The organism is Pseudoalteromonas sp. Of11M-6 (assembly GCF_022347905.1).
Taxonomy (GTDB): Bacteria; Pseudomonadota; Gammaproteobacteria; order Enterobacterales; family Alteromonadaceae; genus Pseudoalteromonas.
The window spans coordinates 43,882-56,186 of the sequence record NZ_JAKRFW010000004.1 but is presented as its reverse complement, the minus strand read 5'-3'; the positions used below and the strand labels follow the sequence as shown (position 1 = coordinate 56,186).

Annotated in this window: 10 protein-coding genes; all 10 read right to left on the bottom strand. The window is 43.3% G+C overall.

Annotated elements, in window-relative coordinates; all coding sequences use genetic code 11:
• Positions 1–151 precede the first annotated feature (151 nt).
• The 10 genes from MHN32_RS03435 to flgE all read right to left on the bottom strand — a co-directional run bounded on the left by MHN32_RS03435 (position 152) and on the right by flgE (position 12,270).
• The gene (locus MHN32_RS03435; protein ID WP_174168532.1) at positions 152–1,177 is read right to left on the bottom strand and encodes a flagellin; all 1,026 of its coding nucleotides are present in this window, start codon (positions 1,175–1,177) and stop codon (positions 152–154) included.
• 505 nt (positions 1,178–1,682) lie between these two features.
• Positions 1,683–2,705 (bottom strand): flagellin, encoded by a 1,023-nt coding sequence (locus MHN32_RS03430; RefSeq protein WP_174168531.1) that lies wholly within the window; start codon positions 2,703–2,705, stop codon positions 1,683–1,685.
• A 316-nt stretch (positions 2,706–3,021) separates the two neighbouring features.
• Positions 3,022–4,257, bottom strand: a complete 1,236-nt coding sequence (gene flgL / locus MHN32_RS03425; RefSeq protein WP_239420878.1) for a flagellar hook-associated protein FlgL — start codon at positions 4,255–4,257, stop codon at positions 3,022–3,024.
• 2 nt (positions 4,258–4,259) lie between these two features.
• Complete coding sequence (flgK, locus tag MHN32_RS03420; protein ID WP_239420877.1) at positions 4,260–6,272, bottom strand: flagellar hook-associated protein FlgK; 2,013 nt, start codon at positions 6,270–6,272, stop codon at positions 4,260–4,262.
• Between the two features lies 1 nt (position 6,273).
• Positions 6,274–7,248 (bottom strand): flagellar assembly peptidoglycan hydrolase FlgJ, encoded by a 975-nt coding sequence (gene flgJ / locus MHN32_RS03415; RefSeq protein ID WP_102056457.1) that lies wholly within the window; start codon positions 7,246–7,248, stop codon positions 6,274–6,276.
• 108 nt (positions 7,249–7,356) lie between these two features.
• Complete coding sequence (locus MHN32_RS03410) at positions 7,357–8,457, bottom strand: flagellar basal body P-ring protein FlgI (protein ID WP_010606307.1); 1,101 nt, start codon at positions 8,455–8,457, stop codon at positions 7,357–7,359.
• 19 nt (positions 8,458–8,476) lie between these two features.
• Positions 8,477–9,160: a flagellar basal body L-ring protein FlgH gene (flgH, locus tag MHN32_RS03405; protein ID WP_010606306.1), complete on the bottom strand. Its 684-nt coding sequence runs from the start codon at positions 9,158–9,160 to the stop codon at positions 8,477–8,479.
• Positions 9,161–9,176: 16 nt separating this feature from the next.
• Complete coding sequence (gene flgG / locus MHN32_RS03400) at positions 9,177–9,965, bottom strand: flagellar basal-body rod protein FlgG (protein ID WP_010606305.1); 789 nt, start codon at positions 9,963–9,965, stop codon at positions 9,177–9,179.
• Positions 9,966–9,981: 16 nt separating this feature from the next.
• Positions 9,982–10,746, bottom strand: a complete 765-nt coding sequence (locus MHN32_RS03395; protein WP_102056456.1) for a flagellar basal body rod protein FlgF — start codon at positions 10,744–10,746, stop codon at positions 9,982–9,984.
• Positions 10,747–10,869: 123 nt separating this feature from the next.
• Positions 10,870–12,270, bottom strand: a complete 1,401-nt coding sequence (gene flgE / locus MHN32_RS03390; protein ID WP_102056455.1) for a flagellar hook protein FlgE — start codon at positions 12,268–12,270, stop codon at positions 10,870–10,872.
• Positions 12,271–12,305: the final 35 nt, after the last annotated feature.

The following is a 12,305-nucleotide window of genomic DNA, read 5'->3' as shown; positions in this document are numbered from 1 at the left end:
TTTCAGTTTCTGAGCTAAACCGCGGGATACCCCTACCCTGCGACTTAGCTGATTTAGAGCACTAGACTTATAGTTCTCTAAATCAGTTATCGTCATATTGAGCGAAAGCTTTAGCAAAATTAGTAATTTTATTTAACTATTTTTATAAACTTTAGCCTTGTAATAGGCTTAATGCTGCCTGGGGTCTTTGATTGGCTTGACCTAAAATGGTTTGGCTAGCTTGTTGTAAAATTTGGTTCTTAGTTAACTTTGCGGTTTCTAAAGCAAAATCAGCATCTTTAATTCGAGATTTTGCGGCTGACAAATTCTCTGAAACGTTCGCTTGATTTCGAATAGTAGATTGAAAGCGGTTTTGAACTGCACCTAGCTCAGAACGTTTCTTATCTACCACAGCAATCAATGCATCCATACCAGCCATCACTAACTGGGCATTATATTGCGTCGATACTGATATTCCTGTTTCCGTAAATATTGTCGCAAATGTTGCAGTCGATGCTGTAAACGCAGTATCACCAGCGGCTGCGGCAAGCTCATTTAGCTTGGTAATTCCATCCGCATCAATATAACCTGCTCCTACTGCAGTCGTTGCAGCTCCCACCAGAGCCCTTGTACCCACTGAAGATGCAACACCTGCAATACCCGATAATGTAAAACCACCGTTTGCAGTTAGTGAATTCGCAGAACTTCCCACAGTTTGCATACTAAAACCAATTGTTTGAGCTGCATCAGCACCAACTTGAAAACTAGCTGCATAAGATCCATCTAGCAAATTTGTACCACCAAATGTGGTGTCTGATGCCACCCGATTTAACTCATCCATTAATTGACGAATTTCTTCTTGAAGCGCTATTCTATCTTCATCTGTATTAGAGCCATTTGCAGCTTGCTGAGAAAGAGTTCTCACTCTTTGCATCATGCTCGTCATTTCCTCCATTGCCCCTTCGGCTGTTTGAGCTAAAGAGATACCATCGTTAGCATTTCGGTTACCTTGGCCTAGCCCTAGTATTTGGGATTGCAAACGATCAGAAATTTGTAGACCAGCAGCATCGTCTGCAGCACTGTTAATCCGAAGACCTGAAGATAAACGCTTGAAAGACGTATCCAACTCATTTCCGGAGTTCATTAAATTTCTCTGGGCATTCAAGGAACTCACATTGGTATTTACATATAAAGACATAACTCACTCTCTTTTTGTCAAATCATTATCTAATTTAATAGATAGCTAAATGACAAAGCGGCACTTATGCATCGGGTATTTAACCAACTAAGGCAACCAATTGCCACTTTGACGCCAGAATTTACTGTAACTAGTAATAAGCAAATAGCAGGCCAAAAACCCAAAGCTATGATTAAATAAAACAGGAAACTTAAAAATAGGTATTAAATACTTTGTTTATCGAGGAACGACTAACTAGCATTTCGGCATCTAGCCGCGGCTTTTTTGATGGATGGAGAGGCTTCAGCTCAAAGTGTAGGGAAATAAAAAGAGGCCAGTTGGCCTCTTTAGATAAATTTGAGAGTGAGTGTCATTTTTCTAGCATAAAGTTGGCATACTTAATGCTTTGATTAACGTGTTCATTGTTTTAATGAACGCTATTGGATTTAAGCACCTCCGCTTTATCATCCAATTAGGTGCCTAAGCAAATACCCCATTCGGCTTAGGCACCTTTACTTTCCAACTGTTATCCTAGAAGACTTAAAGCAGCCTGAGGACGTTGGTTAGCCTGGCTTAGGATTGTTTGGCTAGCCTGTTGAAGGATCTGCATTTTGGTTAAGCTAGCGGTTTCTTTAGCAAAGTCAGCGTCCTTAATACGAGAGTTCGCAGCCGATAAATTCTCGGAAATATTAGACTGGTTACGAATCGTTGATTGGAAACGGTTTTGAACCGCACCTAATTCAGAGCGCTTTTTATCCACTACAGCTATAAGCGCATCCATTCCGGCCATTACTAGCTGTGCATTATATTGCGTTGACACAGATATGCCCGTTTCAGTGAATACGGTTGCAAAAGTTGCTGTCGACGCCGTAAATGCTGTATCCCCAGCAGCTGCTGCTAAATCGTTTAGTTTTGTAATCCCATCCGCGTCAACATAACCTGCTGCAGCTGCAGTCGACGCTGCTCCCACTAAAGCTCTGCTTCCCACTGCGGAGGCAACACCTGCAATACCCGATAATGTAAAGCCACCATTTGCTGTTAAAGTATTGGCCGTACCTCCGACTGTTTTCATACTGAAATCGATGGTTTGAGCTGCATCAGCACCCACTTGGAAGCTTGCAGCGTATGAGCCATCTAGCAAGTTTGTTCCACCAAACGTTGTATCTGAAGCAACACGATTAACTTCATCCATTAATTGATGAATCTCTTCTTGTAGTGCTAAGCGATCTTCATCGGTATTTGAGCCATTCGCAGCTTGTTGTGCAAGCGTACGAACACGTTGGAACATCGACGTCACCTCTTCCATTGCACCTTCAGCGGTTTGTGCCAAAGAAATACCGTCGTTTGCATTTCTATTGCCTTGATCGAGACCGTTAATTTGTGAGTTCAAACGGTCAGAAATTTGAAGGCCTGCAGCGTCATCAGCAGCGCTGTTGATACGAAGGCCTGAAGATAGACGCTTGAATGATGTATCTAGTGAGTTACCAGAATTCATTAATTGTCTTTGTGCGTTCAATGAACTTACGTTAGTATTTACATAAAGTGCCATGATGGTTCTCCCACTTTAAATCGAGTCTTTCACTCTCAAACTTAGATTCTTTTCCAGCCTTTGAATGTTTTTCACTCTCCGGCTTGGTTAATTAAGTTATCGGTCGGCAAAAAATTTCCTTTAGTATTTTTTTAAAAAAAAGTTTATTACTTTGATTACTAGGCACTTTATCTCGTAATAAAGAAGGAGTGACAACGTTTTGACATATGATGGCGAGAAAATAGCTCTGACCTTAAACCGACTATATTTCAATCGTTTAAAAGGGAAATTGAAGTTTAGTGGCTTTAAAAGAAAAATGGCCAGTAAAGGCCACTTTTTAGCGAATATAGTCTAGTAGTGTAAGATTAGTTAACCGACCAAATGTTGCTTGTGAAGCTTGAAGCGCCGTTTCATGCTTAGTCAGCTCTGAGATAGCGGAGTAGAAATCAACCTCTAAAAGAGAAGCCTTGTTTGCTTTGTTATCGATATCTAAATCTGAATTTGAATCTTTAACCAGCTTTGCCGCATTTAGCCTACCACCGAGCCCAGCTTGACCTTGTGATACTTTAATCTTAGCGTTTTCTAACCCGGTCAACCCATCTGCAAGTACCTGTTTGTAATCGTCACCTGTAATACTGGGGTCTCTCAATGACGTAATCATAGATTCTAATGTATTTAGAATGTTTTCCTTCTGGGGCTTTTCTAAATCAAAGCTTATTTGGCCTGGTGCAGCACCAGCGAAGTCAAACTCCATACCAGCGACTTTAATAGTTCCGCTTTCTGCAGTACCGGTTGAAATAACTGTACCTCCCTGCTCAAGCTGATAAGTATTTGGCGTACCCGCTGTCACCACTAAGTCAAAGGTGTTTGCACCTGCAGGCGCACTTGGATCCGCGTTGTAATTCGCTTTATGAAACTTATCAAACACAGCTTGCTCGTCTACATAAACCGATGCAGAAGTAATTCCACCAGAAACCGCACCTGTATTTGACGTAATATTCAGTCGCTTCTCTGCACTTTCAAATACATCAAAACCGTTATCACTTGAGCGTATTTCAACCCCTTCAGAAACTTTTATTTTATGCTGTCCTTGGTCACCGTTATATACGTACTTTCCAGTGGCTGAATCGAAACTATAAGTTTGCGTATTATCTTGGTAGCCGGAAAATATAAACTTACCATCCTCACTTTTTGAGTTCATTAAATCCAAAATAGTATCTTGGATGGACTCTAGCTCATCAGCAATCGCTTCACGGTCAACGTCAGATAACCCACCGTTACCTGCCTGTATTGACTTCGCATAAGCGCTATCAATGGCCGTTTTAATATTTTCAAGCACTGATTCTTGAGTATCTAATCTCGAAGACAACATAGTCAGGTTCTTGGTAAACTGATCGTTTGCTTGGATCCGGTCGTCAAAAAGCATGGCTCTAGCAGTCGCTGAAGCATCATCGGAGGCACTCAGTACCCGCTTTTGCGTGTTCAGCTGCTGTGTTGCTTTATTCACGTCCTGCTGATTACGCAAAATAGAATTAAGATTAGAATTAAAAATTTGATTTTGAGATAAACGCATAATTACCTCGCTGCACTTAATAAGGTATCGAACACAGTTCTCGCTGCCGAAATGACTTGAGCCGAAGCCGAGTAAGACTGTTGAAAACGTAACAAGTTGGCCGCCTCTTCATCTAGGTTTACACCCGATAGAGACTCAAACCATGCACTCGACTGATTAGCCAGCGCTTCAAATGCCGCGCCATTGGTTTTCGCTTGATTGGTAATAACCCCTACACCTGTGACAATATCGGCATATGCTTCATTAAAGGTTTTATGGCTTTCGGTACTACCTGTAGACTCTACATTTTGCCTAACTAAATCCGACGATTTCAGACCATCGAGCGCCGCGCCATTACGATTGTCATCAAAGCCACCGGTGTTAAAACTAATCTCAAAACTATCACCGATATTCGGTGTACCCTCGATATCGAAAGTGAAGCCAAGATTATCAAAAGGTGCAGGTGCAACTCCCACTCCAGAGAGAATATCTTTACCATCGGCAGGAGCCGTAAAGGTATGCGTTGTACCTGAATTACTGGTTAATGTATATTCGTTAGCATTGGCTGTTTTAGTCAAAGTATAAGGACCATCATTCAACGTTGGCGGCGTTCCCGCAGTAAACGCACTGGTCGCGGGATCGGTATCAGTGACGACTCCTGCTGAAATGGTCGCCGTACCATTATTGTCTGCTGATTTTTCAGTACGAATTGGCGACGCTAATGCGAGAGCTTCTGGTCTTTGAGTTGCAAGCTCCAACCCAGTTGCAGCCTGTTGATTTAATTTCACAAGAAATCTATCACCTGTTGCACCACTACCCGTTACGTTCATTTGTAAGCCAAAATAATCGCCGGTTCCCGTGATGACTCCACCTGCAATATTACCAGTCGTCGGCGTACCGATAGGATTGCCTTTGGCATCTACAGCTGTTATTTCAACGGTTGTTGCACTGGTATAAGTAACTTGAAAATCGGTAGCTGGCAACTCATTGCCGCGCCCAGGCTCAAGTGTTGCCGTAAGCGCTGCGGTGCCTGTATTTTCGCTGTAAGCAAAACCACCCACGGTGGGTATTTTAAATATATCTCCACCTATATTGCCATCTAAGTCCATTCCCAATCTATTTTGCTGATTAAAAGCATCTGCCAATGCGAGGCCAATTTGACCTAGTTGGTTTTGTGCCGGGATCAACACTTCATCTCTAAATGCCAGTAACCCGCCGATTTTGCCTTTCAAGCTGCCGCTATCTAACTCGAGTTGCACAACATTTTTATCTTTAATGTCTAGGATTAGTTCTTTATGATTAGGATCTGGATTGCCTTTCATCGCGAATAAATTGAAGGCACCACCTTGCATCACAAGCGCATCCCCAGTGCCTAAAAATACGAGCTTCTCGCCATTTTCACCGTCGAGTGTTTCTATATCTACGAGCTCAGCAAGCTCTTTAATTGCTTGATCTCGCTCATTAAGCACGCTGTGATCGACATTGTTAAGATTGAGCGCTGACTTACTCGCCACTTGCTTATTCAATTCACTGATTTTTTGCACAAGGTTATTGGCTTCTTCTGAGAAAATATCCAATTGCTCGTTCACGATACTGTTTTGATCAACAACAATACCTGACAATCTATCCATTTGATCGACTAGGCCTTGAGCGCCCGTCATAAATAAAGAGCGGTTAGTTGTCGATGAAGGCAAGTTAATCGCGCTTTGTAAATTATTAAACATCGAGTTGATGCTCTTGCTCAGACTGTTTGAGTCTTGTGCAAACAACGTATCAACGCGGCTTGCCTCAGTGACAAACTGCTCATAGTAAGATTGATTAGAAATATCACGATTTAATTGCTGCTGCGCAAATTGGTTGATCAAACGCACCGTTTCACCACGACCAACCATGCCACCTATCATCGTTCCGTGCTCAGTCCGTTCACGGATATACCCTTTGGTATTTAGGTTAGCAATGTTTTTACTGGTGGTTTGTAGTAACTCGGAGTTAGCCCTAACCCCTGCTGCACCAATATTTAATAGATCAAATGACATCTCATCTGACTCCCTTTGTTAGCGCACCGGATAAGAAATCGGATACATCAATACGCTTTAAAACTGACTTAATTTTGTTGGCATAATTCGGATCGGTCGCATAGCCTGCATTTTGAAGTTCACTTAAATAGGCGTGACTATCACCAGCCTTATTTAAGGCTTGCTCGTATCTCGGATTACCTTTTAGGAAACTGACATAATCATCAAAGCTTTGTTCAAGCGACTTATAAGCACGGAAATCGGCTTGCTTTTGCACCGGTAACCCTTGCTCAAATTCAAGTGTCGATTTTCTGGCGCTTTCACCACTCCAGCGGCTATCCGCTTTAATATTGAATAGATTAAAACTGCTACTACCATCCTTTTTGCTGATGATGTGTTTACCCCAACCGGTTTCCAGTGCAGCTTGTGCAACCATTACCGCAGGGTTCAAGCCCAACTTTTTCGCCGCTGTTTGAGCGTATTCCCAAATTCTGTCGACGAATTCCTCAGGAGAACCAAAGCCTGTTTGTTCATCGCTTGAGGCATCTGCCTTTACATTGACAACCTGCGGTTCGGGTTTATTCACACTCTCACTCGCTGTCGCCTGCTTTTTAAAGGAAATATCGCCGTCAGCTCTCATTACTGAGGCAGGCTTATACTTTTCAGAGTTAGGAGACAACTGCTGCACAATCAGATCTGCCAGTCCTAAGCTGCCTTGCTCAGATAAGTGCATCGAAAGTTGCTGATCATGCATTTCTTCAAAAAATTTGACACCACTAGAGTTAAATGGACTGTCTTTATCCTCTAGCGCCTCATTCGCTTTACGCATGCTTTGTAACAACATTTGCGTAAAGATAGACTCAAACTGTTGTGCCGCCTTCTTCAATGCCTGATCTGAGGCACCTTGATCGCCAGCACCTTTCAGCGCCTCTTTACGGATCGAATCAAGGTTTCCTAGGTCAAAAAAGCTTTGATTTTTCAATTGGTCGGTGTTCATACACTCAGCACTGTTTGACGTTAATAACTATACAAATAGAAATGCAAAATCCGAGCCAAAAAAAAGCCCCACAATTGCGGGGCTAACTAGTTGATTAATAATGGAACATCAAATGACGACTAATTGACCATTTATCGCGCCTGCTTCTTTTAGCGCTTCAAGGATCGCCATTAAATCGCCAGGTGCTGCGCCAACCTGGTTAATTGCCCTAACCAAGTCATCAAGACTCACGCCTGGGTCAAACACAAACGCTCGAGAGTCATCCTGATTTACGTCGATAATGCTTTGCTGCGTCACTGTTGTTTCGCCATTCGCCAGCGCATTAGGTTGTGACACATTTTGCTGCTCAGCAATTGTTACGGTAAGGCCGCCATGAGTAATTGCCGCAGGCTGCAACTTGACATTTTTGCCGATAACGATAGTGCCAGTGCGCGAGTTAACGATGATCTTCGCAGCGGTATCCGCTGGTTTGAATTCAAGATTCTCTAGCGTAGATAAATACGCAACGCGCTGAGACGGATCTCTTGGTGCAATTACTCGAACTGAGGCTGCATCCATAGGTTTTGCACTATTTGGTCCAACAAGGCCATTGATAGTATCGGCCAAGCGTTTTGCAGTAGTAAAGTCTGGTCTATTCAAGTTAAAGGTAATGTAATCACCCTGAGTAAACGGACTTGGTACCGCTCGCTCCACTGTCGCGCCGTTTGCCACCCGACCAACAGTCGGCGTATTGATCACAACTCGACTCCCATCGGCACCATCAGCACCCAAACCACCAACAATCAAACTTCCTTGCGCAATTGCATATACGTTACCATCGACCCCTTTTAGAAAGGTCTGAAGTAAAGTACCGCCTCGTAAACTACCAGCACTACCAATAGATGAAACGGTAACGTCAATGGTTTGGCCGGGCTTAACAAAAGGTGGCAGATCTGCGTGAACCGCAACAGCCGCAACATTTTTAATTTTTGGCTTTAAGCTTGCGGGCATCGTTATGCCAAAGCTATTCAACATCGCTTTAAAGCTTTGCTCGGTAAATCTGGTTTGCTCACCGGTACCAGGCAAGCCTACAACTAGGCCGTAGCCAACCAGTTGGTTTGAACGAACACCTTCAACCATACTGACGTCTTTAACTCGCTCAGCAGAAGCCAAAGAAGAAAAACCAACCAACGTAATGGCCGCACCGATAAGCAAAATATTCTTAAGCATATTGTTCATTTTCAGCACCTTAAAACGGCATCAGCGCGCTCATAAAGAAACTCGTTAACCAACCTGCACTTTGCACTTCTTGTTGGTCACCTTTACCTGAATATTGAATTCTGGCATTTGCCACTCGATTAGACTCAACAGTGTTATCTGCGGTCACATCCTGAGGTCTTACCAACCCTTCTAAGCGAATAAATTCCTCACCAGTATTGAGGGTTAACCACTTTTCACCGCGGATCACTAAATTACCGTTAGGCAATACTCGGGTTACATTGACCGATATATTCCCGAATAAGCTATTTGACTGATTAGACTTCGAATCACCAGAGAAAGAAGAACTGGATTTAGCACCAAACTGTATTGCTTCTTTTCCGATATTAATGGCATTGCCACCAAGACCAATCACAGGGTCTAAGCTCGAATCACTGGATTTATCCAGCTCAGAATTTGCAGCTTTGGTCGCCTGAGTCGTTTCTCTGAGTACGATGGTAATAATATCGCCGACTCTTAACGCTTTTTTGTCAGCATAAAGATCATTGGAAAACTGCGTATTAAATAATGACCCTGTTGCCACCATTTGGGCTTGATTATCCTCGGGATAGATAGGCGCATAATACGGATCGTCACGCACCACATTTTTATTTTGTGTTGTACTACATCCAGATAATGCAGCGACCGTTACGATGGCTAAATATAATGCACGCATAATACCCCCTACCCAATTACAGCTGTTGATTAATGTAGCTCAGCATCTGATCTACCGTTGAAATCACTTTTGAGTTCATCTCATACACGCGTTGTGTCTCAATTAGATTTACAAGCTCTTCGGTCACATTAACGTTTGACGTTTCAAGTGCGCCTTGCACAATCTTACCTAGCCCTTCAACGCTTGGATTACCTTGTACTGGTGCACCACTTACCGCAGTTTCTGTGTACAAGTTTTGTCCAATCGGTTCAAGACCTGATGGATTAATAAAGTCACTGATCGTCAACTGTCCGATAACAACGTTTTCAGCTTGTCCTGCAACGCGCACCGATACTTCACCATCTTGAGAAATAGTAATTGACTGCGCATCGTCGGGTACGTTCATCTCAGGTAACACAGGAAAACCCGCACCTGAGGTAACAATTCGACCTTCTTCATCCGTCGTGAACTGACCGTTTCTTGAATACGCAGTTGTGCCATCTGGCATCTGAATCTCAAAGAAGCCCGGGCCTTGGATCATCCAATCCAAAGAGTTTTCGGTACTTAACATATTACCTTGAGAAAAGTTCTTTTGGTTGGCGACTACTTTGGCACCTGCACCAAGCATCAAACCAGACGGTAATTCTGTATCTTGAGAGCTGCGGCCACCTGGCTGATTGATGTTTTGATATAATAAGTCTTCGAATATCGCCCGACTCTTTTTGTAGCCGACGGTACTGGCGTTCGCCAAGTTGTTCGAAATAACTGAAATATCAGTTTGCTGAGCATCTAAGCCTGTTTTACTTATCCACAATGCCGGATTCATGATCTCTACCTCACTCTTAAACTATGCGTAGGAGCGAAGTGTGTCGCTCATCTATTTCTTCAGCTGTTTTCATCAGCTTAATTTGCATTTCAAATTGTCTTTGATGGTTGATCATATCCACCATCTCATGAACGGGATTGACGTTGGACATCTCTAAGAAGCCACTCATCACTTTTGCGGTTGGTGATATTTCACAAAAGCCACAGATCCCATCTTCTAGCTTATCTTCTTTTGGTCTATAAAGGCCGTCATTGCCTTTTTGCAGCTTATTATTATCTGCTTCAATAATTTTCAGCCGATCAACCACTTCAAGAAAGTTAGCAGGAGCGCCTTGTGGACGCACTTGAATAGAGCCATCGTCACTAAACACCACTTTATCAACGGGGATAGGTAAGACAATAGGTCCACCTTCGCCAATAAGTTGACGCCCATGAGCTGTGACCAACGCACCGTCATTACGAATATTGAGCGTGCCGACTTTGGTGTAAGCTTCTTCACCCGAGGCATCAACAACACTGATCCATGATTTATCATCTACTGCAATATCTAGCTCACGGCCAGTTTCAACGATTGCGCCACCGGTCATATTGGTCCCTGGGCGTTCTTGCATAGCAAAAACCCGTGTAGGTAACCCTTCACCAAACGCCTGCATTGAGCGCGCTTGAGCAAAATCTGCTTTGAAGCCAGTCGTATTGGCATTAGCAAGGTTATTCGCCTTAAGTGCCACACCACGTAAGCTTTGCTTAGCGCCTGACATTGCGATATACACCATTTTATCCATGACGATGACCTATAAAATTCAAACTTAGTCTAGTTAATGCAAGCACAGTGCCAAAGTGACGAGATGTTTTTGACGGACATAAAAAAGGCTGCCTTTGTAGCAGCCTTTGGAGGGCATAATATATTATCGGATCTGTAATATATTTTGTTGTAATGTTGAGTTAACCTCAAGCGCTCGAGAGTTCGCTTGGAAGTTACGTTGGGCGCTGATAAGGTCAACTAACTCGTTTGTGAGGTTGACGTTCGATTGCTCTAACGCAGATGAACTAATACCACCGAGAGTACCTGTGTTTGGCTCGCCTGCAAGTGGTTCACCAGAAGATAGGCTCTTCTTCCACTCAGTATTACCAATCGCCTGAAGGCCTTGAGAATTCGGGAAGCGTACTAGCGCGACTTGCCCTAAGAACGTTGAGTCGCCGTTAGTATATGAAGCCACAACTTTACCATCAGTACCAATATCAATACCTGCTAAACGGCCAACGGTCGCACCGTCTTGCTCCAATGCTTTTACTTCAAATCGACCCGATGAATATTGCGTTGGTAGCTTTTGAGCAGTATTTGCTTCATCACGCCAGTTAACAACAATATCATTCGGAAAAGTTGCACCGTTATCAAGCAAGTTTGACATACCGATAGTTGGGTCAACTGCATCTTGAGGTCCAGCAAGACTTAAGGGGTTAAATGTCGAGCCAGTATTGTTGTTAAAAACAAGCGGCGTAGCTGAAGGATCGGCAGCCGTCTGTGATGGAATACCGCTAGCATCGAAACGGAACACACTAACTGGCGTATAAGGAACAGGTGGTGTTGCTGCTGGATCAATTTGCTGCGCATTATGGTTAAAAGGTTTATCGTCCATTGTTGCGTAAGTAGACCACTCATTATCCGCTGTTTTTCTGAAGAATAACTGCAATGTATGTGATTCACCCAACGAGTCATATACCGTAATTGCTGTTCTTGAATTATATGAGGCACGTTGCTCAGGATCAAAAGCAATCGTAGGTGGTTGCGCAGTCGCATCTAGGTTAAACGAGGTATAGATTTGCGATGTTGCACGAGGAGAACCTGATGCATCTGGAATTTGAACGGGTGATGTTGTGCTTAAACTCAAAGACGTGGTATCACCTGTAGATGGATCGACTGGAAAGCCTTGCAAGTAATCACCCTTAGCATTCACGATAAAGTTGTCTTTGTTGAGCTTAAATGCACCCGCTCGAGAATAGGTGAAATCTTGTGACTGGAGCGAGTTTGACATGGCAAAATAGCCTTCGCCCTCAATCGCCAAGTCTAGCGAGTTTTGCGTAAACTTTAATGATCCTTGGTGAAACTGCTGTGCAACCATGGTAGTTTGTACACCATCGCCATTTTTCGTTTTGCCAGAGCTAAAAACCGAAGACGCGTAAACATCAGCAAATTCTGCGCGAGACTCTTTAAAACCCGTCGTGTTCACGTTAGCAATGTTATTTGCTGTTACGTCCAAGTCTTTTTGCGCGGCGGCAATACCTGTCAGTGCTATATTGAAACTCATACTCTCACCTCTAAGTTCTTAAGGTTAATTCTTTA